23 protein-coding genes are annotated in these 25,390 nt (G+C 74.3%); 4 read left to right on the top strand and 19 right to left on the bottom strand.

Features of this window, described 5'->3' with window-relative positions:
- Position 1: 1 nt before the first annotated feature.
- The 7 genes from AAC134_RS13850 to AAC134_RS13820 form a co-directional block, all read right to left on the bottom strand.
- Complete coding sequence (locus AAC134_RS13850) at positions 2-1,495, bottom strand: hypothetical protein (RefSeq protein WP_339949689.1); 1,494 nt, start codon at positions 1,493-1,495, stop codon at positions 2-4.
- A 146-nt stretch (positions 1,496-1,641) separates the two neighbouring features.
- A complete protein-coding gene (locus tag AAC134_RS13845; protein WP_339949688.1) occupies positions 1,642-3,234 on the bottom strand; it encodes a gamma-glutamyltransferase family protein in 1,593 nt (530 codons plus the stop codon).
- A 19-nt stretch (positions 3,235-3,253) separates the two neighbouring features.
- Complete coding sequence (locus tag AAC134_RS13840; protein WP_339949687.1) at positions 3,254-4,135, bottom strand: ABC transporter permease; 882 nt, start codon at positions 4,133-4,135, stop codon at positions 3,254-3,256.
- Positions 4,135-5,082, bottom strand: a complete 948-nt coding sequence (locus AAC134_RS13835) for an ABC transporter permease (RefSeq protein ID WP_339949686.1) — start codon at positions 5,080-5,082, stop codon at positions 4,135-4,137. Before AAC134_RS13835 ends, AAC134_RS13840 begins: the two co-directional genes overlap by 1 nt.
- 259 nt (positions 5,083-5,341) lie before the next feature.
- Positions 5,342-7,114, bottom strand: coding sequence for an ABC transporter substrate-binding protein (locus AAC134_RS13830; RefSeq protein ID WP_339949685.1), 1,773 nt, complete (start codon positions 7,112-7,114; stop codon positions 5,342-5,344).
- Positions 7,111-8,166: an oligopeptide/dipeptide ABC transporter ATP-binding protein gene (locus AAC134_RS13825; protein ID WP_339949684.1), complete on the bottom strand. Its 1,056-nt coding sequence runs from the start codon at positions 8,164-8,166 to the stop codon at positions 7,111-7,113. Before AAC134_RS13825 ends, AAC134_RS13830 begins: the two co-directional genes overlap by 4 nt.
- Positions 8,163-9,149 carry an ABC transporter ATP-binding protein gene (locus AAC134_RS13820; protein ID WP_339949683.1) on the bottom strand — a complete coding sequence of 329 codons (987 nt, stop codon included), beginning with the start codon at positions 9,147-9,149 and terminating at the stop codon, positions 8,163-8,165. The genes AAC134_RS13825 and AAC134_RS13820 overlap by 4 nt, the downstream gene beginning before the upstream one ends.
- 292 nt (positions 9,150-9,441) lie before the next feature.
- On the opposite strand from AAC134_RS13820, the gene AAC134_RS13815 reads away from it, so the two are divergent.
- Positions 9,442-10,095 carry a GntR family transcriptional regulator gene (locus tag AAC134_RS13815; protein ID WP_339949682.1) on the top strand — a complete coding sequence of 218 codons (654 nt, stop codon included), beginning with the start codon at positions 9,442-9,444 and terminating at the stop codon, positions 10,093-10,095.
- Between the two features lie 18 nt (positions 10,096-10,113).
- Complete coding sequence (locus tag AAC134_RS13810; RefSeq protein WP_339949681.1) at positions 10,114-10,863, top strand: DUF1028 domain-containing protein; 750 nt, start codon at positions 10,114-10,116, stop codon at positions 10,861-10,863.
- Positions 10,864-10,966: 103 nt separating this feature from the next.
- On the opposite strand, the gene AAC134_RS13805 is transcribed toward AAC134_RS13810, so the two are convergent.
- The 8 genes from AAC134_RS13805 to AAC134_RS13770 form a co-directional block, all read right to left on the bottom strand.
- Positions 10,967-12,082, bottom strand: coding sequence for a hypothetical protein (locus AAC134_RS13805; protein ID WP_339949680.1), 1,116 nt, complete (start codon positions 12,080-12,082; stop codon positions 10,967-10,969).
- Positions 12,079-12,615, bottom strand: coding sequence for a DUF3299 domain-containing protein (locus AAC134_RS13800; RefSeq protein WP_339949679.1), 537 nt, complete (start codon positions 12,613-12,615; stop codon positions 12,079-12,081). The genes AAC134_RS13805 and AAC134_RS13800 overlap by 4 nt, the downstream gene beginning before the upstream one ends.
- A gap of 34 nt (positions 12,616-12,649) precedes the next feature.
- Positions 12,650-13,906, bottom strand: coding sequence for an ABC transporter permease (locus AAC134_RS13795; RefSeq protein WP_339949678.1), 1,257 nt, complete (start codon positions 13,904-13,906; stop codon positions 12,650-12,652).
- Positions 13,903-14,613: an ABC transporter ATP-binding protein gene (locus tag AAC134_RS13790; RefSeq protein ID WP_339949677.1), complete on the bottom strand. Its 711-nt coding sequence runs from the start codon at positions 14,611-14,613 to the stop codon at positions 13,903-13,905. Before AAC134_RS13790 ends, AAC134_RS13795 begins: the two co-directional genes overlap by 4 nt.
- A gap of 3 nt (positions 14,614-14,616) precedes the next feature.
- The gene (locus AAC134_RS13785; protein ID WP_339949676.1) at positions 14,617-15,279 is read right to left on the bottom strand and encodes a DUF2796 domain-containing protein; all 663 of its coding nucleotides are present in this window, start codon (positions 15,277-15,279) and stop codon (positions 14,617-14,619) included.
- A 180-nt stretch (positions 15,280-15,459) separates the two neighbouring features.
- Entirely contained in the window at positions 15,460-15,738 is a 279-nt protein-coding gene (locus AAC134_RS13780; RefSeq protein WP_339949675.1) for a DUF6525 family protein, read from the bottom strand.
- On the bottom strand, positions 15,735-16,964 hold the full coding sequence (locus tag AAC134_RS13775) for a GTP-binding protein (protein ID WP_339949674.1): 1,230 nt from the start codon (positions 16,962-16,964) through the stop codon (positions 15,735-15,737). The genes AAC134_RS13780 and AAC134_RS13775 overlap by 4 nt, the downstream gene beginning before the upstream one ends.
- A gap of 11 nt (positions 16,965-16,975) precedes the next feature.
- Entirely contained in the window at positions 16,976-17,758 is a 783-nt protein-coding gene (locus AAC134_RS13770; protein WP_339949673.1) for a hypothetical protein, read from the bottom strand.
- Between the two features lie 381 nt (positions 17,759-18,139).
- Here AAC134_RS13770 and AAC134_RS13765 point away from each other — a divergent pair, with 381 nt between their 5' ends.
- Positions 18,140-20,560: a Tex family protein gene (locus tag AAC134_RS13765; RefSeq protein WP_339949704.1), complete on the top strand. Its 2,421-nt coding sequence runs from the start codon at positions 18,140-18,142 to the stop codon at positions 20,558-20,560.
- A gap of 449 nt (positions 20,561-21,009) precedes the next feature.
- Complete coding sequence (locus tag AAC134_RS13760; RefSeq protein WP_339949672.1) at positions 21,010-21,405, top strand: GFA family protein; 396 nt, start codon at positions 21,010-21,012, stop codon at positions 21,403-21,405.
- Positions 21,406-21,427: 22 nt separating this feature from the next.
- Here the strand turns inward: AAC134_RS13760 and AAC134_RS13755 are convergent, their stop codons facing one another.
- The 4 genes from AAC134_RS13755 to AAC134_RS13740 form a co-directional block, all read right to left on the bottom strand.
- Positions 21,428-22,306 (bottom strand): sulfurtransferase, encoded by an 879-nt coding sequence (locus AAC134_RS13755; protein WP_339949671.1) that lies wholly within the window; start codon positions 22,304-22,306, stop codon positions 21,428-21,430.
- A 168-nt stretch (positions 22,307-22,474) separates the two neighbouring features.
- Positions 22,475-24,088, bottom strand: a complete 1,614-nt coding sequence (locus tag AAC134_RS13750) for a xanthine/uracil/vitamin C permease (protein WP_339949670.1) — start codon at positions 24,086-24,088, stop codon at positions 22,475-22,477.
- Positions 24,063-24,935, bottom strand: coding sequence for a hypothetical protein (locus AAC134_RS13745; protein ID WP_339949669.1), 873 nt, complete (start codon positions 24,933-24,935; stop codon positions 24,063-24,065). The genes AAC134_RS13750 and AAC134_RS13745 overlap by 26 nt, the downstream gene beginning before the upstream one ends.
- Positions 24,932-25,213 carry a hypothetical protein gene (locus AAC134_RS13740; RefSeq protein ID WP_339949668.1) on the bottom strand — a complete coding sequence of 94 codons (282 nt, stop codon included), beginning with the start codon at positions 25,211-25,213 and terminating at the stop codon, positions 24,932-24,934. Before AAC134_RS13740 ends, AAC134_RS13745 begins: the two co-directional genes overlap by 4 nt.
- Positions 25,214-25,390: the final 177 nt, after the last annotated feature.

Here is a 25,390-nt window from a genome sequence, read left to right as displayed (position 1 = left end):
GCTACTCGGCCGCGTCGAACTTCGGGCGGGCGGCGGCGCGTTCCTGCTCTCGCGCCCGCTCCCGCTCCGGCCGGGGATCCCGGTCGGGGTCGTGTCGCGGGTCACGACCGCGGTCGTCGTCGCGGCGGCGGGCATGGTCCCGGTCGGGATCACGGGCGGGCTCACGGGCGGGATCACGCTCGGGCGCGCGCCCGGGATCACGCTCGGGGGCGCGCTCGCGCTCCTGCGCGCGGCTGCGGGCGCCGGAGCGGTGCAGGGCCTCGTCGTCCGCCGCCCCCATGGCGCCCTCGATGTCCTTCATCGCCCGCATGGCGGCGCGCAGGTCGGCGAGCGTCAGGGTCGCCTCGACCCCCGCCCCCTCCTTGCCTCGGCGGATGGCGGCCTGGGTCACGGCGAGGATGAACACCAGCACGCCGGGCAGCAGGTCGATGGCGATGGCGCCGGCCCAGGAGGGCGCGAAGTTGCCCGCATAGCGGATCACCGCGTCGGCCGAGGAGATCGGGGTGTAGGTCGTCTCCTGGGGGGGCGGCATCGCCAGCACCTCCTCGGCGGCCGCCCGCAGGGTCGCGGCCCGCCCGTCGAGCGACTCGAGCACCGAGCCGATGGTGGCGGCCTGGTCCTGGCGCACGCCCGCCGAGCGCCCGTCGAGCTCGGGCAGCACCACCGAGGCGCGCAGGTCCTCGGCCGCGCGCGCCACCAGTTGCGCCACCTGGAGCTGGCGCAGGGTGGTGATCACGCCCGCCAGCCGCACCGATTCCTCGGAGAAGGTGACCGAGCGCTGCTCGACCGAGCCCTGCTCGACGATCAGCGCGCGCATCCGCGAGAGAATGTCGTTGCCCTCCTCGAAGGCGGCCTGGATGGGGGCGTTCTGGGCGGCGATCTGGGCCTCGAGCGCGCGCAGCTCGTCGGCCTTCTGGTTGAGCAGGCGGAAGACGGCGCCGCGGCCGGCGGCGCCGGACAGCTCGCCCGCCCGCTCCTGCTCGGAGAGATCTTCGAAACTGGTGCGGGCGCGGGCGACGTCGCGCTCGAGCCCCTGGGCGGAGACGGCGACGAGGTGGGCGCGCTCGAGGCTCGCCTGATAGTCCTGGACGGTGCGCGCGAGATGCTGCTCGACCGCGGCGCCGCCGGCCAGCGCGGCGGCGTTCAGCCAGCTCGACATCGCCACGATGGCGAGCGAGCCGACGAGCGTGGCGAGGCTGAGCCCCACGAAGCCGCCGGCCGTGCGCATCGCGGGCAGCAGGCGCAGGAGATAGCTCCAGAACACGAAGATGCCGACCGAGACGGCGATGGAATAGGCCACCGCCGCAAGGAAGCTCATCGCGCCGGTGTCCTCGAGCAGCGAGGACACGCCCAGATAGGTGTAGATGCCCGAGGCCACCGCCAGCACCCCAAGGGCGGCCGGCGTGATGGCGTCGAGCCAGCTGAGGTGCCCCTCGAGCTCGCGGGCGGAGCGAAGTCCGTTGACCTCGTCCCGCGTCAGATCGTGTTCCGTCAATCGTCGCTCCCACCTGCCCCCAACGGCAATATGGGATTGTCCGGCCCACCATCAACGCGCGCGCCGGTCACCGCTTCGCCAGCCGCCGGGGGGCGGCGTCAGGCGGCGTCGGGCGGCGATGTGGGGGGCGGGGCGCGCGCGGCCGCTCAGAAGCCCGCCGCGCAGCCGTCCTTGCGGGGGTCGGAGCCGGCCGAGTAGCCCCCGCCGGGCAGCCGCCGGATCAGCTGGGCGCCGCCGAAACCGAAGGAGACGTCGGGGCTTTCGAGCGTGATCTGGTGGCCCATGGCGCGCAGGGACGCCACCAGGGCCGGGTCCATCGCCTGCTCGCAGGCGACCCCCAGCCCCTGGGTGATCCGCCAGCGGGGGGCGTCGGCCGCGCTCTGCACGTCCTGGTTCCAGAGCTGGGTGCGCAGGACCATCTGCACATGGCCCTGCGCCTGCATCGGCCCGCCCATCACGCCGAAAGACATCTCCGGCGCGCCGTTCTTCATCAGGAAGCCGGGGATGATGGTGTGGAACGGGCGCTTGCGGGGACCCACGACATTCTGCGAGCCGGGATCGAGCGAGAAGCCGCAGCCCCGGTTCTGAAGGCTGACGCCGGTGCCCTCGGGCACCACGCCCGAGCCGAAGCCCATGTAGTTCGACTGGATGAACGAGATCATCATCCCCGAGGCGTCGGCGGCCGTCAGATACACCGTGCCCCCCGCCCTGGGCGCCCCCGCCCCGAAGTCCTGGGCATGGCCCGCGTCGATCAGCGCCGCGCGCTCCGCCAGATAGCCGGGCGAGAGCAGGTCCTCGACCCCCACCGAGGTCATCGCCGAGAGGTCGGCCACATGTTCCTCGGCGTCGCGCAGCGCGAGCTTCATCGCCTCGATCATCAGGTGGACGGCCTCCGGCTCGTCCGGTCCGAAGCAGCGCACCGGCAGATGCTCGAGGATGCCGAGCGCCATGCAGGCGGCGATGCCCTGGCCGTTGGGGGGGATCTCGTGCAGCTCGGCGCCGTCGAAGGCGCCGCGGACGGTGCCGCACCAGTCGGGGGCCTCGGCGGCGAGATCGTCGAGCGTCATCGCGCCGCCGTGGCGGGCGGCGTCGGCGACGATCCGCTCGGCGATCTCGCCGCGATAGAAGGCCTCGCCGCGGGTGGCCGCGATGCGGCGCAGGTCGGCGCCGGCGGCGGGGTTGGCGAAGCGCTCTCCGGGGGCGGGGGCGCGGCCGCCGGGCAGGAAGGTGCGAGCGAAACCGGGCTGGGCTTTCAGCGAGACGCTGCGCGCCCAGGTGGCGGCGATCATCGGGGTGACGGCGAAGCCGCCCTCGGCCAGGCGGATCGCCGGGGCGAGCAGGGTTTCGAACGGCAGGGTCCCGAAGCGCGCGTTCAGCGCCATCCAGGCCCCGACGGCGCCTGGGACGGTCACCGCCTCCCATCCGCGCTCGGGCATCGCCTCGCGGCCGGCGAAGCGCTCGGGGCTCCAGCCGGCGGGGGAGCGGCCCGAGGCGTTGAGGCCGTGCAGCTCGGACCCGTCCCAGAGGATCGCGAAAGCGTCCGAGCCCAGGCCGTTGCCCGTGGGCTCCACCACCGTGAGCGCGGCGGCGGCGGCGAGCGCGGCGTCGACCGCGTTGCCCCCCAGCCGCAGCATCTCGAGCCCCGCCTGGGCGGCCAGCGGCTGCGAGGTCGCCACCACGTTGTCGGCCATCACCGGCGAGCGGCGGGAGGGGTAGGGGGCGACGATCGGGAAGGTCATGGAAAGCTCCGCGGAGGGCCTAGAGGCTCTGGCGCACGTCGAGCGCGTCGCGCAGCCAGTCGCCGATGAAATTGATCGCCAGCACCACCAGCATGATGGCGAGGCCGGGGAACACGCCGAGCCACCAGGCCTGGGAGACGAAGCCCCGCCCGTCGGCCAGGATCAGCCCCCAGGTGGGCGTCGTCGCCTCGACCCCGAGGCCGAGGAACGACAGCGTCGCCTCGCCCAGGATCGCGTAGCTGACCGAGACGGTGGCCTGCACGATGATCGGCGCCATGGCGCTGGGCAGGACATGGCGCAGAAGAATGCGGCCGTCGGAGAAGCCCATGGTGCGGGCGGCGTCGACGAACTGCTCCTCGCGGATCGTGAGGGTCATGGAGCGCGCGATGCGCGCGAAATCGTCGAGGAACGCCAGCGACACCGCCACGATCACGTTCACCAGCCCCGTGCCGAACACGGCCACCAGGTAGACCGCGATGATGAAGTTGGGAAAGGCCCATTGCAGGTCGATGTAGCGCATGATCACGAGGTCGAGCCAGCCCCCGTACCACCCCGCCGCCATCCCCAGCGCCACCCCCAGCGCCAGCGCGATCACCACCGTCGAGACCCCGATCAGCAGCGACACCCGCGTGCCGTGGAGGATGCGCGAGAGCAGGTCGCGGCCGAGGTCGTCGGTGCCCAGCGGATGGGCCCAACTCGGCCCGCTCATCATGTCCAGCGTCATCTCGTTGGGATCGTAGGGGGAGATCAGCGAGGCGAAGGCCATGCCGATCACGAAGACCGCCAGCACCGCCAGCCCGACCTGCGCCTTGCGGTCCCGGGCCAGCGCCTGCCGCAGGCGTCCGCGGCGGCGGGGGGGCAGGGCCTCGGTCTCGGCGGGGGGGAGGGCCGCGTCGGTCATCAGTCGTACCGGATGCGCGGGTCGAGCGCGCCGTAGGCGAGGTCGACCAGCAGGTTGGAGAACACGAAGAAGGCCGAGATCACCAGGATCGCCCCCTGCACCACCGGGTAGTCGCGGGCCTGGATGCCGCCGATCAGCACCCGGCCCAGGCCCTTGATGGCGAAAACGTTCTCGACCACCACCGCGCCCGAGATCAGCAGCGCGAAGGCGATGCCGACCACGGTGATCACCGGGATCATCGCGTTGGGCATGGCGTGGCCCCACAGGATCGCGCGCTCGCGCAGGCCCTTAGCGCGGGCGGTGCGCATGTAGTCGGCCTTCATCACCTCGAGCAGGGAGGAGCGGATCATCCGCGCGATGATCGCCGAGAAGGCGGTGCCCACCGCGATGGCCGGCAGGATCAGATGCTCGAGCCAGCCCCAGAAGCTCTCGGACATCGGCACGTAGCCGATGGCGGGCAGCCATTGCAGGTTGGCCGCGAAGACGATGATCAGCAGGATCGCGAGCCAGAAGTCGGGCATCGAGAGACCCAGGAACGCCCCCAGGCTGACCGCCGCGTCCGCCCTGGTGTTGCGCCGGGTCGCCGAGACGATGCCGGCGGGAACCGCGATCGCCACCGCGATCACGAAGGACAGCAGCGCCAGCGACAGGGTGCGCGGGAAGGCCTCGGCGATGATCGTGCGCACCGGCTGGTTGGAGCCGTAGATCGAGGCCCCCAGGTCGCCCTGCAGCGCGTTCCACAACCACAGCGCGTATTGAACCGCGACCGGCTGATCGAGCCCGAGCCTGGCGCGCAGCGCGGCCTCGGCCTCGGGCCCCGCGGCGTCGGCGAGCATCGCCGCGATCGGGTCGCCGGGCACGAGGCGCAGCATGAAGAACACCAGCGTCGCCACCGCCCACATCACGGCGATCGCGCCCAGCGTGCGTCGGATCAGGAAGACGGTCATCGCCCTGCCTCCGTCTGCGGTCCGCGGACCGGTGTTTCGGACAGGGCCCGGCCCCGGTCGGGGCCGCGCCCGCGGTTCGCCCGCCGCGGCGGATGCCGGGACGCGCGGCCTGTCCCCGCCGCGCGTCCCGGCCCCGCGCTGACGACCCCTCGGCGGAGCGGGGCGGCGCGGATCGCCGCGCCCCTCGCCCGTCTCCGCCCGTCGTCGCGGCGGGTCGCCGGCGGCCGCCCCCTCCCGGGCGGCCGCCGGACCCTTCGGCTCAGCCCAGCGTCACGCGGTCGAGGTCGACCAGGCCGGGGATGCGGCTCTCGGCCGGGTAGTCGACGTTGGCCGCGCGGACCAGGACGTCGACGGGGTGGTAGAGGAACCCGCAGGCGACCTTGTCCGAGGTGATCTTGTTGGCCTCGATCACCATCGCGCGGCGCGCCTCGGGATCCGGGGTCACCGACTGCCTGGCCGAGAGCGCGTCCACCTCGGAGGACGAGAAATAGCCGAACGGCATCGCGTCCTTGTCGCGCGTGCGGCCGTTGAACTTGCAGGTGGTGGTCATCCAGTCCTCGAGCGCGTCGTCGGGGTCGTAGTCCCCGCCCGAGCCGGTCAGCGTCATCTGGAAGTCCATCGCCTGGAACCGCTCGAGCTGGACGGTGAACTCCATCACCTCGACCTTCACGGTGATGCCCAGCGCCTGCTTGAGGATGTTGGCCACCACCAGCCCGTCGCGCTTGTGGGAGGAGCGCACGTGCAGGCTGATCTCGGGGAAGCCCTCTCCGTCCGGATAGCCGGCGGCGGCCATGAGCTCCCGGGCGCCGTCGGGGTCGTAGGCCTGCTCGGAGGTCTCTGCGATGGCCTCGTCGTAGTAGAAGGCCATCGCCGCGTTGACCGAGCCGTAGGCCGGCAGCCCGTAGCCGAAACGCGCCTGCTTGACGAACAGGTCCCGGTCCAGCGCCTTGGCGAGCGCGAGGCGGACCATGAAGCCGGGCTCTTTCTTCAGCTCCTCCAGCGGCTTGTCGAAATCCTCGACCTTCATCGGCTCGACCCAGGGGTTGAGCCAGACCGACTGGAAGCCGGGGCCGGGCTTCACGTCGGTGATCAGGTCGGGGTTGGCCTTGAAACGGTCGATCAGCTGGGCGGCGATGGGGTTGCCGCCGACGAGCTGGATGTCGCCCGCCTCGACGGCGGCGGCCAGCGGCTCGACCCCGTCGACGGGCTGGATGACCACGCGGTCGAGCTTCGGCCGCTCGGGGTCGAAGTAGCCCGCGTGCTTCTCCAGCACCACGCCCTGGCCGAGCACGTGGGAGGCGATCCGGAACGGCCCGGTGCCGACGGGGGCGAGGCCGTAGGCCGCGTCGCCCATCTCGTCGAGCGCCCGCTTCGAGACGATCGAGAGGACCCGGCCCGAGGCCCGTTCGGTGGTCTTGGTCAGGAAGCTCGCCTGCGGGGCCTTGAGGGTGAACCGCACCTCGTGGTCGCTGAGCTTGTCGAGCGAGGCGACGTTGGAGAGGTTGGCCGAGTGGATCGACTTCGCCGCGTCCGAGGAGCGCGCATAGGTGTAGAGCACGTCGTCGGCGGTGAAGGCGTCGCCGTTGTGGAAGGTCACGCCCTCGCGCAGCTTGAAGGTGTAGACGAGCCCGTCCTCCGAGATCTCCCAGCTTTCGGCGAGGTCGCCCTCGGCGATCAGGTCCGGCTTGATGTGGGTCAGGCCCGAGAGGACGTTGGAGGTGATCTGGAACTGCAGCACCTGGGTCATCTGGCCGGGGTCCAGCGTCACGATCTCGGCCACCCCCGCCCAGGCGCAGGTCAGCGTGCCGCCGGACTTGCCCTGCGCGAGCGCCCTGGTCAGGCCGCCGGGCGCGAGCCCGGTCGCGGCCAGCGCGCCGCCGGCCGCCAGCAGCCGCAGCGTGGCGCGACGAGACAGCCGGGGGCCCGAGAGCTCGTCCCGGCGCAGGCCGAACAGCGGGTCGCTCGGGTCGAAGTCATGGGCCTCGGCGAGGGCGGCTTTCAGCTCGGCCTCGGTGGGGGGCTTGTCTTTCATCGGTGCATCTCCTGTCGGACTTGGGCCGGGTTCGGCGAAAGGTCGACGGGTTTCCCGTCGGATTGGCCGGTCCCGCGGGTCGATGACCGGGCGAGCCAGCAGGCGGCGCCGTGCCCGGCGCCGACCGGCGCAAGCGCCGGGATCTCCTGGGAGCAGCGCGCCACCGCGATCGGGCAGCGCGGGTGAAAGGCGCAGCCGGGCGGCGGGGCTGCGGGGGAGGGGGCCTCGCCCTGGAGGGGGATCACCTCATGGGCGCGGGCGAGCTCGGGGTCCGGCTCGGGCGCCGCGTCGATCAGGGCGCGGGTGTAGGGATGCTGCGGGTCGGCGAAGAGCGCGTCCGAGGGCCCCTGCTCGACCACCCGGCCCAGATACATCACCGCCACCCGGTCGCAGAGGTGGCGCACCACCGACAGGTCATGCCCGATGAACAGGTAGGTCAGCCCCAGCTCTCGCCGCAGCTCGGCCAGCAGGTTGATCACCTGCGCCTGCACCGAGACGTCGAGCGCGCTGACCGCCTCGTCGCAGACGATCAGCTCGGGCTCCATCGCCAGCGCCCGCGCGATGCCGATGCGCTGGCGCTGGCCGCCCGACATCTCGTGGGGATAGAGCTCCATGAACCGGGCGGGGAGCCCGCAGAGGTCCATCAGCTCGGCCACCCGCGCCTTCGCCTCGCGGCGCGGGCGCAGGCGGTGGACGCGGATCGGTTCGGCCACGATCTCGCCGGCGGTCATCCGCGGGTTCAGCGACGAGAACGGGTCCTGGAAGATCGCCTGCGTGCGACGGCGGAAGGCGCTCCGGTCGGCGCGGGTCTTGATGTGGCGGCCGTCGAACAGGATCTCGCCCTCGCTGGGGGGCTGCAACTGCAGGGCGGCGCGGGCCAGCGTGGTCTTGCCGCAGCCGCTCTCGCCCACGAGGCCCAGCGCCTCGCCGCGGGCGATCTTCAGGCTGACGCCGGCGACGGCGCTGACCTGGCCGGTCTCGCGGCGCAGCAGGCCCGAACGGATCGGGAAGCGGACGTGCAGGTCCGCAAGCTCGAGCAGCGGCGGGCTCATCCGGCGGGCTCCGCGACCGGGACGGGCAGGGGGCGCCAGCAGGCGAAGCCGCGCCCGTCCCGGGTCTCGAATGGGGGCGCCTCCGCCCGGCAGCGGGCCTCGGCGCGCGGGCAGCGGGGGTGGAAGCGGCAGCCGGCGACAGGGCGCATCGGGTCGGGGGGCGAGCCGGGGATCGGGCGCAGCCCGTGGGCGCGGTCGAGGTCGAGCCGCGGCACGCTGTCGAGCAGCCCGCGCGTATAGGGATGCCGCGGCGCCTTGTAGAGCGCGCGCGCCTCGCCCGTCTCGACCACGCCGCCCGCATACATCACGCAGACCCGGTCGGCGTAGCGCGCCACGATGCCGAGGTTGTGGGTGATCAGCGCCAGCCCCACCCCGTCGTCGCGGCACAGCTTCGCGGTCAGCGCCAGGATCTGGGCCTGGATGGTGACGTCGAGCGCGGTCGTCGGCTCGTCGGCCAGGATCAGCTTCGGCCCGCAGGCCAGCGCCATGGCGATCACCACCCGCTGGCGCATCCCGCCCGAGAACTCGTGCGGGTGCTGGGTCAGCCGGCGCTCGGGGTCGGTGACGCCGACGCGGGCCAGCAGCTCGGCCGCCCGCGCCCGCGCCTCGGAGCGCGAGACGCCCAGCTTGGCGCGCATTCCCTCGGTCAGCTGGCGGCCGATCGAGAGCACCGGGTTCAGGGCCGTCATCGGCTCCTGGAAGATCATCGCCATGTCGCCGCCGCGCAGGATCCGGCGCTCGTCCTCCGACAGCTGCGCCAGGTCGCGGCCCTCAAAGCGGATGCGCCCGGCGCCGAGGCTCAACTCCTCGGGCAGCAGGCCCATGGCGGCCAGCGCGGTCAGCGACTTGCCCGAGCCCGATTCGCCGACCACCGCCACGGTCTCGCCCTCATCGACCGTCAGGGAGGCGCCGTGAACCAGCCGCCGACGCTCTCCGTCGCGGGCCAGGTCGATGGCCAGGTCCTCGATCTCCAGGAGCGGCAAGGGCGAAATCTCCGCGCAGGCTCTGGCAGGGGCCCGGGAGGGCCGGAGGGGAGGGCGGCTAAACCGTCGCGCCCGACTCGACAGGTCCATGCGGAGCCATTATCGATATCGATAATACGGAACCAACTTCGGGGGGGAGTCAATGCAGTCGTCATCGGGGGCGTCATCGGGGGGGGCGTCATCGGCCGGGGCGTTGCCGGAGGCCGCGTCAGGGGCGCAGGCCCGCCGCGCGCCCGAGGGAGAGACCCCGGCCCCCCGCGCCGCCGCGGGGACCGGCCGGCGCGTCGACCAGGTGCATCTCGCCCTGCGCCGCGCGGTCCTGTTCCGCAATCTCGTCCCCGGCGACCACCTGCTCGAGCAGACGCTGGCCGCCGAACATGGCTGCAGCCAGGGCACCGTGCGCGAGGCGCTGCTGCGGCTCGCGGGCGAGGGGCTGGTCGAGCGTCGCGGCTATCGCGGCACCGTGGTCACCGACACCAGCCTGCCGGAGGCCGCGGGCATGGTCCGCGTGCGCCTGTCGATCGAGCGGGCCGTGGCGCTGCGCATCGCGGCGGGGCAGGCGGACCTCTCGGACCCGCGGCTGGTCGCGATCCTCGAGGGGATGGACGCGGCCCATGCGGCGGGGGACCTCTACCAGTGCTCGGAACTGGATCGGGAGTTCCACGCCACCCTGACCGAGGCCGCCGGCATGGGCCTGCTGCGCCCGATGCTGTGGCGCTGCGCGCTGCACATCCACCGCTTCACCCTGGGCGGGCTGGAAGTCCCGCGGCCGTTCTTCCAGGAGGCCGGGGTGGGCGACGAGCATCGCGCCCTGCTGGCCCAGCTGAGCGCCGGCGACGCGACCGCCGCCGCCGGCGCCATGGCCGAGCATCTGGGGCAGGTGCTGACCCGCTGGGCTCCCTCGCTGCACGCCGCCGCCGGGGGCGAGGCCGCCTTCGCCCCCTGAGAGAGGAGCGCCCCGCCGATGACCTATTCGATCCTCGCCCGCGACCCTGCGACCGGCGAATTCGGCCTCGGCGTCGCCAGCCGATTCTTCGCGGTGGGGGCGCTGGTCCCCCATGTTCGCCCCTCGGCCGCCGTCGCCACCCAGGCCTTCGTCAACCCGCTGTGGGGCGTCGAGGGCGCCGACCGGATCGCGGCGGGCGAGGCGCCTGACGCGGTGCTCGCCGATTTCGTCGCCCGCGACGCCGGCGCCCCCCAGCGGCAATGGCACGCCATCGACGCGGCCGGGCGCATCGCGGCCCACACCGGGGCCGCGTGCGTGGACTGGGCGGGGCACGCGGCGGGGGAGAACGTCTCGGTCGCGGGCAACATGCTGGCCGGACCGGGGGTGATCGCGGCGGCGCTCGAGGGCTGGCGGGCGGCCCCCGGCCTGGCCATGGCCGACCGGCTGCTCTGCGCGATGCGCGCGGCCGAGGCCGCGGGCGGCGACAGGCGCGGCCGCCAGTCGGCCGCGATCCGGATCCACGACGGCGAGGTCTATCCCCGCCTCGACCTGCGCGTCGACGACCACGGCGCGCCGCTTGACGAGCTCGCCCGCCTGCTGGCCGTGGCGCGGGAGCGGTTCACGCTGTTCGCGGCGGAAATGGGCCGGGCCGGGGCCTTCTCCGGCAGAACCGACCGGGCCCCCCTCGACGCCGCGCTCGCGAAGCTGGAGGCCGAACGCGAGGCCCGCGGCGAGACCACCCGTTCCCTGGCCGCCGATCCAGACTGAAGCGCCGCGCGCCCCTCCGGCCCCGCGCCCGCGGCGGGCCGCGCGAGGCCCCGGGTCAGGCCCGGGGCGCGCCGGCGGCGGAGGGGGCGAGCGCCTCGCGCGGTCAATCCGGCGTCCAGGCGGCCCCGCCGCCGCCGCCGGCGTCGTCGGGCGAGGCGGCCTTGCGGGCGGCGAAGACGTAGCCGGCCGCCGTCATCGCCTCGGCCGCGGGCAGGCCCGCGCGCCGGGCCAGAGCCGCCTGCACGCCCGGGCCCATCGCGTAATCGCCCCGGCCGCCGAAGCTGCGCGCCACGGGCGCGGCGAGATCGGGGCGCGCGGCGAGCCTCGCCTCGAGCGTCGCGAGGATGCGGGCGCGGACGGGGGGCGGGGCGGCCTCGGCCTGGATCGCCAGCGCCTCGACGATGGGGGCGAGATCGGCGGGGTCGCGCCCCGCCTCGGACGCAAGGAACCGGGCGTCCAGCGCCTCGACCCCGGCCTCGCCCTGCAACTCCACCAGCGCCACCGCCCAGGCCCCCAGCGCGGGCGAGATTGCCTCGCCCGGGGCCGCCGCGCCCAGCCGGCCCGCGACCAGCGCCTGCGCCCGCGGGCCGCCGGCAAGGCCCAGCAGCAGGGCGTGGATCGGCTCGCTCTGGCCGGCGGCGGGGTCGCGCAGGCTTTCGGCGAGGGCGTCCGCGCCCAGCGGCAGGTCCAGCGCGCGCAGCGTCGGGTAGGGCGCGCGGTCGAGCTCGCGCAGCGCGAGGCGCCGCAGGCGGCCGTCGCGGGCGCCGAGCATTTCGGCGGCGAGCGCGATGCGCGCGGGGTCGAGCGGGTCCTGCCAGCCCGGGGCCTCGGCCAGGATGCGCTCGATCGCGGGGCGGGTGACGCGGTCCACCACCTCGAGCCGCCGCCAGACGTCGTCGAGCGGGTCGTGGGCGAACAGCACCGCCTCGTCGGCGTCGAGCGCGGGCGGGCGCGCGTCCGCCCCCGCCGCGAGGAAAGCCGCCGGATCGGGCGCGTAGGCGGAGGTCGAGACCGCCCGCGGCGCGCCCGACAGGACCCAGCGCGCGGGGTCCTCGGGGTCGGCCACGCCCAGCGCCACGGCGTCGGCGTCAAACAGCCGGTCGACCAGGGTCAGCGGCGGCAGCCAGGCGTCGAAGGCGCAGGCCCTTGCGGCCGGCGCGACGGCCAGCGCCAGCATCAGCGCGGCGCCCCACGCGGCCCGGCGCGGCGCGCGCCTCACCTGTAGGGCTCCACCCGGTCGGCCGAGATCGAGTAGCCCACGTCGGCGAGCTGCGTCTCGGCGGCCGAGGCGCCGAACATGCCGGTGACGATCACCGGCTCGAACATGTCCGCAAGCTCGTAGGGGGTCCCGGTGGTGACGAAGACGATCTGGTTGGGCGGGGGCGGGGGCACGTGGATGCAGGCGCCCACGAAGGGGACCAGCAGGAAGGCCGTGGTCCCGGTCCCGTCGTAGTCGAGCGGCACCACGAAGCCGGGCAGGCGCACCCGCTTGCCGTCGTAGGCGCGGGTGACCTCGGCCGCCGTCTCCTGCTCGAACCCCGAGCTCATCTCTCCGTGCTGGACCACGCCCAGCTCGCTCAGCCGCCGGTAGCTGTCGCCCTGGCCGAGCGCGGGGATCAGGTCGTCCCAGTTCAGGTCGAGGGTCTCCTCGGCGCGCAGCGTCCCGGGCCAGGCGGGGGCCAGCGCCAGCGCGCCGAGCCCCGCCAGAAGCCGGCGCCGGGCGGGAGAGGGGCAGGGCGTTCGTCGCAGCATGGTCTCGGTCTCCGGCCGCCGATCGGGGGTCGCGTCAGGTTCGCAGGGTCATGCCGTCGGCGAGCGACATGCGCCAGGCGCGGATCGCCGGCGGCAGGCCCGCCAGCGCGCCCGCCGCGATCACGGCGGCAAGCAGCGCCAGCTCCCGCGCGCCCGGCGCCGACAGAGGCAACCACAACCCCCAGGCCGAGTCGATCCACGGCCGCGCGAGCGCCAGCAGCCCATAGAGCATCCCCAGCCCCAGCGCCGCCCCCGCTCCCGAGAGCATCGCGGCCTCCAGCACCAGCAGCCCCAGGATCGTGCCCGGCCGCGCCCCCACCGCGCGCAGGATCGCCATCTCGCGCCGCCTTGCGTCGAGCCCGGCGAAGACCATCGCCGCGAGCCCGATCAGCGCCGTCGCCACCACCATGCCCGAGACCGCGACCAGCGCCGTCTCGGCCACCCCCACGATCGCCCACAGCTCCTGCAGCGCGACGCCGGGCAGGACGGCGAGCAGCGGCTCTTCGGGGTATTCGTTGATCCAGCGTTGCAGGCCGAAGATCTGCAGGCGCGACTTCACCCCCACCAGCGCCGCGGTCACCGCGCCGGGCGAGAGGTCCATCGCGCGCGCCGCGTCTGCCGAGACCCGCGCGCCCTTCGGGGCCTGCGCCCCGCGCGACCAGTCGACATGGATCGCCTCGATCGCCTCCAGCCCCACGTGCACGGTGCGGTCCACCGGCGTGCCGGTGCGCGCGAGGATCCCCGCGACGCGGAACGGCTTGTCGGCGTGGTCGGTGAAGGAGGCGAGGCCGTGGGCCACCACGATCTCGTCGCCGAGGGCGTAGCCGAGCCGCTCGGCCACCTCGGCGCCCAGCACCGCGTCGAACAGGTCCGCAAACGCCGCCCCCTGCGCGAAGGCCAGCGGCCGGCCGCCGCGATAGCGGTAGCGCTGGAAATACTCGGGCGTCGTGCCCAGCACCCGGAAGCCGCGGTGGCTGTCGCCCAGCGACAGGGGCACGATCCACTCGACCTCGGGCCGCGCGGCCACGTCCTCGTAGCTCTCCCAGGTCAGGTTCGCCGTGGCGTCCCCGATCCGGAACACCGAATACAGCAGCAGCTGCACCGAGCCCGAGCGCGCCCCCACGATCAGGTCGGTCCCCGAGACGGTGTCGGCAAAGCTGGTCTTCGCGCCGGTCCTGACCGTCTCGACCCCCAGCAGCAGGCAGGTCGAGAGGGCGATCGCGGCCACCGTCAGCAGCGCGGTCAGTCGCCGGTTGAGCAGCGACAGGAATGCCAGCCGCGCGAGGCTCATGCCGCCGCCCCCCGGGCGCCGCGGGCGATCTCGGGCAGCGCCACCGAACGGTCGAAGCGGGCCGCGAGCGCGGGATCATGGCTGACCATCAGCAGGGCGGCGCCCGCCGCCTCGGTCTGGGCGAACAGCAGGTCGAGGAACGCCCCCTGCGCGGCGACGTCGAGCGCCGAGGTCGGCTCGTCGGCCACGATCAGCCCCGGCCCCCCGATCAGCGCGCGCGCCGCGGCCACCCGCTGCTGCTGGCCGACCGAGAGCTCGGCCGCGGGCGCGCGCGTGACCAGCGCCTCGCTCAGGCCCAGCGCGGCCGAGAGGCGCAACGCCTCGGCCCGCGCGCCCCGGCCCAGCCGCGCGCGGCGCGCGGGCGCAAAGCGCAGCGGCAGCAGGATGTTGTCGAGCGCGGTGGCGTAGGGCAGCAGGTTGAACATCTGGAAGATCACGCCGATCCGCTCGGCCCGGAAGCGGTCGCGGCGGGCGGGGGAGAGGGAGGAGAGGGGCTCGCCCTCGACCTCCACCGCGCCGGCCTGCGGGCTCGCCACCCCGCAGACCAGCGCCAGCAGCGTCGACTTGCCCGAGCCGGAGGGCCCGTGCAGGAACACCCGCTCGCCCCGCGCGACCTGCAGGGCGTCAACCTCGAGCGCGAAGCCCTCCGGCGCGCGTCCCGCCCCCCAGGCGTAGCGCACCCCCGCCAGTCGCAGCGCCGGCGTCATCGCTCAGAGCGCGCCGTCGAGGTCGAGCTCGGGCGAGGCCCGCTCGACCTCGAAGGCGCGGGCGCCGCGGTCGGAGACGACCTGGACGGCCAGTTCCTGCGCGCCCTCGAACCGCTCGAAATAGGGGAAGGCGAGGCGGTCGACGGCCTCGGCGTCCGCGCAGCTCAGCTCCCACAGGGCGCGGAACTCGGCGTGGCCGGCGGCGGCGTCATGGTCGTCGTGCGCGTGCTCGTCGCCGTGGTCGTCGTCATGCGCGTGGTCGTCGTCGTGATCTTCGTCGTGGGAGTGGTCGTCGTCGTGCCCGTCGTCGTGCGCGTGCCCGTCGTCGTGCGCGTCGGGATGGTCCCCGACAAGCTCCGAGGCGACCTCGATCGCCTCGCACCCGGCGGCCTCGGGCAGGGCGATCAGCTCCAGCGGCTGGGTCAGCAGGTCCAGCGCGCGCTCGATCGCGGCGCGGTCGGCCTCGCTCTGGGGGGCATGTTCGAAGCCCACGATGTCGGCGCCCGGCGCCTGCAGCGCGATCGCCAGCCGGTCGCCCTCGCGCGCGATGTCGAGCTGGCCGTGGCCGTGGACATGGGCGCCCAGCTCCCGGTGATCCTGCGCGGAGGCGGGCAGGGCGGCGAGCATGGCGGCGGAAAGCGCGAAGGGAGCGAGGCGGCGCGTCATGGAGGGCCTTTCGGAGCAAGGGGCGGAATCGCCGTCGCGGCGACCCTAATGGATCGGGATGGTATGTTATAGCATAACTTTGATGACGCCCGCGGCGCCGCCCGGCCTTGTCGTCAGGGCGGCGCCGCGGACATCTTTCAGGCGGCCCCGGACCGGGCCCGAGGCCGCCGGGCGGCTTCCTCAGCGGGCGTCCCCCGCGCTGGCGGCCGCCAGCGCCTGGGCCTGCAGGGCGTCGAGCCGGGCCAGCGCCGCGGCCTCGTCCCCGTTGCAGGCGCGCCGCGCCCGCGACCAGGCCCGCGCGGCCGAGCGCGGGCTCCACGGCAGGACGGCGCGCGCGAGCCAGCGGCGCAGAGGCTGCGGCAGGCGGTCGAACTCGGCCATCGGGTCGCCCGCGCGGCGACGGGCCCGCAGCGCGGTGGCGCCCCGATTGCCGGCGCGGGGGGAGGCGCGGCCGCTCATCCCGGCTGCCGGCCCCAGGCGGGGAACGGGTCGGGCAGGGCGCGCCAGGCCTCGGGGGCGAAGTCCGCGGCCTCCTCCGCGCTCAGCAGGGCGGCGTCGAGCGTGGCGGTGATCCGCGCCCGGTCGAGGCCCACGCCGATGAACACCAGCTCCTGGCGCCGGTCGCCCCAGGGCGCCTGCCAGCGGTCCATCGTGCGGGCGACCGACTCGGGGTCCTGGGGCCAGCGCTCCCGCGGGACCGAGGCCCACCAGCCGCCCAGCGGCCGCACGGACGAGACCGCGCCCGCGAGGCTGAACTCCGCCACCCATTGCGGGCGGGTGGCGATCCAGAAATGTCCCTTGGCCCGGATCGCGCCGGGCAGGGGGCCGTTCAGCGCGGCGTGGATCCGCGCGGGGTGGAACGGCCGCCGGGCGCGGTAGACGAAGGAGGTGACGCCGTATTCCTCGGTCTCGGGCACATGCTCGGCGAAACCGTGCAGCTCTTTGGCCCAAAGCGGGTGCATGTGGGCGCGGTCGACGTCGAAGAGGCCCGTCTCGAACACCCGGTCCAGCGGCGCCTGGCCCCAGTCGGCCTCGATCAGCCGGGCCTCGGGGTTGAGGCTGCGCACGATGGCCCGCGCGGCGCCGGCGCGCCCGGGGCCGGCCAGACCGATCTTGTTGAGCACCACCACGTCGGCGAACTCGATCTGGTCGGTCAGCAGGTCGACCAGCGTGCGCGCGTCGCCCTCGCCCAGCGACTCCCCCCGCTCGCCGATGAAATCGTGGCTGGCGAAATCCGCGGCCAGCGCGGCGGCGTCGACCACCGTGACCATCGCGTCGAGGCGGGCGACGTCAGACAGGCTCCGGCCGTCCTCGTCGCGGAATTCGAAGGTGGCCGCGACCGGCAGCGGCTCGGCGATGCCGGTCGACTCGATCAGCAGGTGGTCGAAACGGCCCTGCGCCGCCAGGCGCGAGACCTCGGTCAGCAGGTCCTCGCGCAGGGTGCAGCAGATGCAGCCGTTGGTCATCTCGACCAGCGTCTCGTCGGCGCGCGAGAGGTCTGCCCCCCCCTCCCGCACCAGGTCGGCGTCGATGTTGACCTCGGACATGTCGTTGACCAGCACCGCCACGCGCCGGCCCTCGCGGTTGGCGAGCACGTGGTTGAGCAGGGTGGTCTTGCCGGCGCCGAGAAAGCCCGACAGCACGGTCACGGGCAGCCGGGGGTCGGCGGGATCGGGGCGGGGCATGGCGCGGCTCCTCAGAAGTCGAGTTCGAGGTTGAGGGAGAGCGCGGCGTCGGCCGCGGCGTCGGTCAGGCCGAACAGCACGGCGGCGCGGGGCGTCAGGCTGCGGCCGTCGAGATCGAAGGTCATCGCCAGCGCCGGCCCCGCGTAGTGCGCCTGGTCGCTGAAGGCGGGGGCGTTTCCGAACGCCTCCTCGACGCCGCCGTGGGCCTCGAGCCCGGCCTGCAGCCCGCCCCCGACCCCGGCCATCGCCGAGAGCGCGTAGGCGAGGCCCGGGTCCCCCTCGCCGAAGGGCGTCTCGACGAACAGGTTGCCGATCAGCGTGACGCCGTGGGCCGAGATCTCGGCGACCGGACCGAAGACCAGCCCGCCGTCGCCGATCCCCCCCTCGAACGGCGCCTCCAGCTTGGCGTAGACGCCCGCGGACCAGGCGAGGTCGGCGTCGTGGCCGTGGGAGTGGCCGTGCGAGTGACCCCCGGCGCCCTCGCCGACGGGCAGCATGAACAGGTTCTCCCACTCCAGCGCCTCGGCCTCGACGCCGGCGCCGCGGGGATTGGCGAGCTCCACCGCCAGGGTGGTCTTCCAGAACGAGGTCACGCCGTAGCCCAGCGCCAGTTCGTGGACCGAACGCTCCTCGCCGTCCGCGACATGGCCCAGCGACACGGCGTTGAGGGACTCGAGCTCGAAAGCGCCGCGCTCGACGCCCGGATGCACGACGTGGAAGGCGCCCTCGGCCAGCGCCGGCGCGGCGGGCAGGAGCAGGAGGGCGGCGGGGGCGAGGCTGCGAAGGATGGTCATGGGTCTCCCGGCGGGCTGGACTTGATTCGTTACGTTATAACATAACGCATCGCCTTCTGACCCAATCCGCCCCGGCCCGCAAGGCCCCGCCGACCGTGGAATCGCTCGCTGGCGCAGGGTCATCGGCAGGGTCATCCGCGGAAGCTCGGGGTCATCCGCGGGGGCTCGGCCGGCAGCGAACCGGGACGCGCGCCGCCCGCGCCCTCAGCCCGCGACCGGCGCGACGCCGCTTCCCCCTTGGACCGGCGGCTCGCGTTCGCTATCCCCTCGGGTCCCAGATCACGAGGGAGCCCCGCCTTGGACACGTCCGCCGACAGCCCGTCCCCCGCGCCCGCCAAGCCTGCCTCCAAGGCGGCCGCCGAGGCCCCGCTCGCCCAGAAGATCGCCCGGCTGATCGCCGAGGAGATCGGCGCCCGCCCCCCCCAGGTCGCCGCCGCGGTCGAGCTGCTGGACGGAGGCGCGACGGTTCCCTTCGTCGCCCGCTACCGCAAGGAGGTCACCGGGGGGCTCGACGACAGCCAGCTGCGCACGCTCGCCGATCGGCTGACCTACCTGCGCGAGCTGGAGGCGCGGCGCGCCGCGATCCTCAAGTCGATCTCCGAGCAGGGGAAGCTGACCGACGAGCTCGCCCGCGCCGTCGCGGGGGCCGAGACCAAGGCGACGCTCGAGGACCTCTATCTCCCCTACAAGCCCAAGCGCCGCACCAAGGCGATGATCGCGCGGGAGAACGGGCTCGAACCCCTGCTGCGCGCGATCCAGGAGCGGCGGGGCGAGTCTCCCGAGGCGCTGGCCGAGGGCTACGTGAACGAGGCGGTCAAGGACGGGAAGGCGGCCCTCGACGGGGCTCGCGACATCCTGGTCGAGGAACTGGCCGAGAACGCCGACCTGCTGGGCCGCCTGCGCGCGTTGATGCAGCGCACGGGCGTGGTCTCGGCCGCGGTCGTGCCGGGCAAGGAGCAAGAGGGGGCCAAGTTCTCGGACTACTTCGCGCATTCGGAGAAGTGGGCGACCATGCCCTCGCACCGGGCGCTGGCGATCATGCGCGCCCAGAACGAGGAAATCGTGACGGTCGCCATCGCCCCCGACCCCGAGACCGGCGAGGCCCAGGTCGAGGCCGCCGTCGCCGCCGCGGTGGGCATCCGGGGCGAGCAGCCCGGCGACCAGTGGCTGCGCAAGACCGCCGGCTGGGCCTGGCGGGTGAAGCTGAGCCTGACGATGTATCTCGACCTGATGGGCGACCTGCGCCGGCGGGCGCATGAGGAGGCCATCGCCGTCTTTGCGCGCAACCTCAAGGACCTGCTGCTGGCCGCTCCCGCCGGGCCGCGCGCGACGCTGGGCCTCGACCCCGGCATCCGCACCGGGGTGAAGGCCGCGGTGGTGGACGCCACCGGCAAGGTGCTGGAGACGGCGACCCTCTACCCGTTCCAGCCGAAGAAGGACGTCCGCGGCGCCGAGGCGAAGATCGTCGAGATGGTCCGTCGCCACGGCGTCGACCTGGTGGCGATCGGCAACGGCACCGCCTCGCGCGAGACCGAGCGGCTGGTCGCCGATGCGCTGAAACTGCTGCCGGCGGGAGACAAGACCCCGACCAAGGTGGTGGTCTCGGAGGCCGGCGCCTCGGTCTATTCCGCCTCCGAGCTCGCGAGCCGGGAGTTCCCCGACCTCGACGTCTCGCTGCGCGGCGCGGTCTCGATCGCGCGGCGCCTGCAGGACCCGCTGGCCGAGCTGGTGAAGATCGAGCCCAAGTCCATCGGCGTGGGCCAGTACCAGCACGACGTCGACCAGCACCGGCTGGCCAGGGCGCTCGACGGGGTGGTCGAGGACGCGGTGAACGCGGTGGGGGTGGACCTCAACACCGCCTCGGCGCCGCTGCTGGCGCGGGTGGCCGGCGTGGGCCCTTCGCTCGCGCAGTCCATCGTGACGCATCGCGACGCCAACGGCGCGTTCGGCTCGCGCAAGGCGCTGAAGAAGGTGTCGGGCCTCGGCCCCAAGGCGTTCGAGCAATGCGCGGGTTTCCTGCGGGTGCAGGGGGGGGAGGAGCCGCTCGACGCCTCCTCGGTCCACCCGGAGGCCTATGACCTCGCGCGCTCCATCGTGAAGGCCTGCGGGCGGGACATCCGCTCGATCATGGGCGATCCCTCGGCGTTGAAGGGGCTGGAGCCGGAGGATTTCGTCACCGAGGCCTTCGGTCTGCCCACCGTGCGCGACATCCTGGGCGAGCTGGAAAAGCCCGGCCGCGACCCCCGGCCGGAGTTCAGGACCGCTTCCTTCGCCGACGGGGTCGAGGAGATCTCGGACCTGCGCGAGGGGATGCTGCTGGAGGGCACGGTGACCAACGTGGCGGCCTTCGGCGCCTTCGTCGACGTCGGCGTGCACCAGGACGGGCTGGTGCACATCAGCCAGCTTGCGGACCGGTTCGTGAAGGACCCGCACGAGGTGGTGAAGGCGGGCGACGTGGTGAAGGTGCGGGTGATGGAGGTCGACGCGCCGCGCAAGCGCATCGCCCTGTCGATGCGCAAGCAGGCCTCCGCCGACGAGGGCGCCCCGCGGGGCGAGGCGCGTCGCGGCGGCCCGCGCGAAGCGCAGGGCGGTCGCGGCCGGGGCCCCGCAGGACCCGGCGGCAACGGACCTGGGGGCAACGGACCTGGGGGCAAGGGACCTGGCGGCCCGGGCGGCGGCCGCGGCCCCGGCAAGGGGCCGGGCGGCGGCGGGGGCAAGCCGGGCGGGGGCAAGCCGGCCCCCGGCCCCGGCGAGGGCGCGCTGGGCGCCGCCCTGCTCGAGGCCATGCGCAAGCGCACCTGAGCCTGGCGCCGCTCGCCCCGGCATGAGCGGGGCGAACCCGGCCAGCGGGCGCGACCGGGGGAACGCCAGGGCGCCCCGGGCTTGACCCGGGGCCTCTCCCGACATGGGGCTCGAGCGGCGCCCTGCGCCGTCCCGCGACCGCTGCGCGCGGTCGCGGGCGGGAAGCGCCGCGTCGGCTGTGGCGCCCGGTGCCGGCGCTCCGCTCGCGGCGCATTGCCGGCGGTTGTCCCGGCCCGACCGGCGCCCGGGAGCGCCCGGCGAGCCGTCGCCCGATCCGGGGGCTCGCCTTGCGGCCCGCGGCGGTCGCCCCCGGCGCCCGGTCCGCCCTGCGCCGCGGGCGGGGCGCCGGGACCGGGCGTCCGGCCTGTCGCGGCGCCTCGCGCAAGACTGGCGCCCGGTCAAGCCTCCGCGCTAGGCTCGCCGCATCCTTGCGCGACGGGAGACCGCTCATGACCGACCTCGCCGGCGGCTGCCTCTGCGGCGCGGTGCGGCTGCTGGCCAGGGGCGCGCCGCTGCGCGTCGGGCTCTGCCACTGCCTCGACTGCCGCAAGCACCATGGCGCGCCGTTCTACGCCGCCGCCGCCTTTCCCCCCGAGGCCGTCGAGATCGCGGGCGAGACCCGCGACTGGCGGGGCCGGCACTTCTGCCCCCGCTGCGGGTCGTCGGTCTTCGCCCGCTCGGAGGGCGAGGTCGAGGTGCACCTCGGCGCCCTCGACGCGCTCGACCGGCTGGTCCCGACCTACGAGCTCTGGACCTGCCGGCGCGAGTCCTGGCTGCCGCCGCTCCCGGGCGCCGCGCAGTTCGAGCGGGACCGCGTCCCGCCCGATCCGGGCCCGCAGGGGTGAGCCTGCAGGACCGGGCCGCGCCTCAGCCGACCTCGATCGGCAGGCTCTCGTCCATCGCCCATTCGGACATCGAGGCGTCGTAGACCGCGACGTCCTCGAACCCCAGCTGGTGCTGCAGGAAGGCGTCGAGCGTGGCCGCGATCCCGCCTCCGCAGTAGTTCAGCACGCGCTTGCCGGGCTCGGCCCCCGCCGCCGCGAAGGCGGCCGCCGCGGCCTCGGGCGAGACCAGACGTTTGCTCGCCGGGTCCACCAGCGCCGCGGCGGGCACATTGCTCGATCCCGGGATCCGCCCCGGCCGGCCGTAGCGGGCGCTTTCCCCCGAATGCAGCTCCGGGCTCAGGGCGTTGAGCGAGCACACCGCCCCGTCGCCGATCGCGGCCAGCATCTCCCGCTTGCCCACGAACAGGTCCGGCCGCTCCTGCGCGGTCAGCTTCCCGGGGGGGTAGTCGACAGGCTCGGTCGAGACGGGGCGGCCCTCGGCCTCCCACAGATCGAACCCGCCATCCAGGATCGCGGCGTCGTCAAAGCCGATCCAGCGCAGCAGCCACCACACCCGCGTCGCCCATTGCGGCGTGCCGCGGGAATAAAGCACGACCTGCGTCCTCCCGCCCACGCCGGCGCGGGCGAAGGCCTCGGCCATCTGCGGCGCGGGCAGGCGCATGAAGCGCGTGGCGGCCTCGGGCTGCGAGAGCTCCTCCTGCAGGTCCAGGAAGCGGGCGCCGGGGATGTGGCCGGTCTCGTAGTCGGCCCGCCCGCTCTCGACGCGGTAGGGGCGGCCGGTGTTCTCCTCGTAGCGCAGGTAGACGGTGCAGTCGAAGATCCGCAGCGACGGGTCGCCGAGCCGCGCCTGCAGGGCCGCGCCGTCGATGATCGCCTCGGGGCGACGCCAGGAATGGGTCATGGGGGTCCTCCTCGGGCCGGTCTGATCGCCGGCGCTCGGGAGGCACCCTGCCGAGCGCGCGGGCCGGCATCAAGGCCCGCGAGACGGACGAAGGCCGCGCCGGGACGTCCGGCGCGGCCTTCCGCGGGAGTCGCGACCCCGGGCGTCGCGACCCCGGGAGGCGCGGGCCTACTCGGCGGGCGTGCGAGAGGCGGGAGCCACGTCGTCCACGACGGGATCGCCCGCTTCGGTCGCCTTGTCCCCCAGGATCAGCGGGTAGATCAGGAAGAAGGCCGCCGCCACGAGATACCCTCCCGTCGGCCCGGCCAGCGAGGGCCAGTGCAGCGCCGCCCCGTGGATGATGCCGACCGAGGACATGACCGCGCCCGCAAGCGTGAAGCCGCCCGCGACCTTGAAGTTCCCGTCGATCAGCGAGGCCACGATCGCCCCCCAGATCAGCCCGGTCAGGATCGCCCCCTGGCTCAGCGCCAGGTGGCCGGTGTAGTGCGCCCCCTGCTGGAGGAGGGCCGCGGTCAGCGCCGGGTCGCCGAGCTGGGGCAGCCCCTCGACCCCCGAGGCCCCCAGCGCCCCCATCAGCGAGCCCCACTTGGTGATCAGGAAATCCGAGACATGGGGCAGCATCGCAAAGCCCACCGCGGCCATGTGCGCGGGCCGGACCGAGGCGGCGGTGTTGGCGATCAGCGACAGCGCCACGAAGACCAGCACGGGCGCCGCCGCGGCCACCGGCATGAGGTCGCCGAGGAAGGCCAGCAGCCCGAAGATCGCCGCCAGCGGGATCACCACGCCGACCCCCACGACATAGCCCGCATGCGCCCCCATCCGCTTGTAGGCCGGATGCCCGATATAGGCGGTGGTGGGGAAGGGAGAGCCGAACAGCGCCCCGATCATCGTGCCCGCGCCGTCGGTCACCTGGCAGACGGCGACGGGGTAATGGTCGCCGGCGGCCTCGGCGCTCTCGACGTTGTTCATGGTCTCGATGAAATTGTAGATCTGCACCGGGATCAGCACCAGGAACAGCTCGGGGTTGGCCCACAGGTGCTGCACGCCCGCGACCAGGTCGCCGAACCAGGGCACGGGCGGGTAGAACCCCAGACCGTCGACCGAGATCGAGGACTCCCCCAGCACCAGCGCGATGACCACGCCCACGACCAGCGCGGCGAGGCCCGCGGGCACGTCGAAGGGCAGCCTGAAGCGCCCCACCAGGCCCCACAGGATGATCGCGAGCGAGGCGAAGCCCACCAGCGGCTTTTCGAACACCTCGGCCAGCGGCACGGCGCCGATGTAGACCAGCGCGATGCCGCACAGCGTGCCCAGCATGCCCGCGCGCGGGGTGACGGCCTTCAGCATCGGACCCACGACGGCGCCGAGCGCCGCCACGATGCCGCCGATGAAGCCCGCGCCGATGCCCACCTGCCAGGCCAGCAGCGGGTCCTGCGTGGCCCAGTAGATCGGGCCGATGACGCCGAAGAGATAGACGAACATCACCGGGGTCGAGATGCCGTAGGGCAGGGCGGTGACGTCCCGCCCCGCCCTGGCCGCCGCGCGTCTGGCCAGCAGCGTGTAGACCGCGATGCCGAAGACGATGGCCACCGCAGCGCCGGGCAGGATCCGGCCGAACACGATCTCGTCGGGCATCCCGAACACGAACCGGCAGATGCCCGAGAGCACCAGAAGGTTGATCAGGTTGTCGGTGAACAGCGCCCAGAAGGCGCTGTAATCGCTCTTGTGGAACAATTTGTAGCTGTAGCTGTAGCTGCTAGATCCGGGCGGGTTCGTGCTCACGGTCGGTCTCCTCGATCCGTCGGTCCTGCGGAGTGCAATCGGCCCGGGCCCTCTTGCGCACGGGCGCTTCGATCCCCGCCCGCCGACGCGCGCGGATCGGGTCTGCGAGGAACGGGGCGGCCTCGAGGCGCAGCCCGGTCGCGTCGCGGATCGCGGCGGCGAGCGCGGCGACGACCGGGTTGCGGGGGCGCTCGGACATCGACCCGGCGCCGCGCGGGCCGAGGCGGTCGTGGGCCTGCGCGAAATGCGCCCCGGCCACCGGCAGGTCGCCCATCGAAGGCAGGCGGCGGCCGCGGAAGGCGGGGGTGGCGACGCGCCCCTCCCCGTCGAGGTCCGCCTCCTCCCACAGCGCGGCCCCAGTCGCCGGTGCGACCCCGCCCCGTGCGTCCCCCAGAACGTCGGAGGCGCCCTCCCCGGCGCCTCCGACGCGGGGAGACGCCGCCCCGGGGGGCGCCTCCCCCGCGGACGCGCCCCCAGCGGACGCGCCGCACCCCGACCGCTCCCCGGCGGCCGCGGTCGCGGCGGGGCGCTCCCCAGCAGGCCCCCCCGCGATCCGATCCGTTCCGACCAGCGCGCGCTCGAAAATGTCGAGGCGCTGGTCGAGCCCGAGCCCGCAGCTCCCGCATGCGACGGCGTGGGGCCCCGCGTCGAGCGGGTCCTCGTGCCGGGCGGCGGGCGTCAGGCGGGAAGTCCCCGGACCGTCCATCTGGACGGTGCGGGCGCCCCAGTCGCCCGCCTCGCAGTCCTTCTGGACGCCCACGCGGCCCTGCGTGCGCGGGAAGCCGCGCAGGCGCTGGCCGGGGCCAGGGGGCGCCGAGAGGGTCGTGCCGTCGGTCGTGACCCTCATCCCCGGGCCCCCGCCAGCACGGACACGCGCCCGTCGCCCGGCGCCTTCATCTCGGCGATGGTGGAGGTGGCCGCGATCTCGAGCCCCCCCGGCCCGACGCGCAGCGGCGCCCGGATCGCGCCCCCCAGGTCCGCCAGCGCGCGCAGCCCCGGTTGCGGTTCCCGGAACAGACCGGCGCCGCCCGCGGGCCACGCCTCGGCGGCCGCCAGCCGCCCAACCCGGGCCGTCGCCGCGTCACCCTCGGGCCGCTCCAGCGTCTCCCCGCCGTTCAGATCCACTCGCACGCCTCCGCCGGGCGGCGGCGCGGGGCCGTCGCCGGATCTCTCCGTCGTCCGTCTGGTTATTCCCTCGTCCAGGGCGCAGAACCCCGGCGTTCGGCGGGTCTTGTCGGCCGCCGACCGGTTCACTTTACGGCTCTGCCAAGAATTTGATACTTTCAATAAGAGATCGCTATG

It is taken from the genome of uncultured Albimonas sp. (assembly GCF_963977235.1).
In the GTDB taxonomy this organism is placed as follows: Bacteria; Pseudomonadota; Alphaproteobacteria; order Rhodobacterales; family Rhodobacteraceae; genus Albimonas.
Note: the sequence above shows the minus strand (reverse complement) of the source record. Positions and strands in the feature narration are given on the sequence as shown.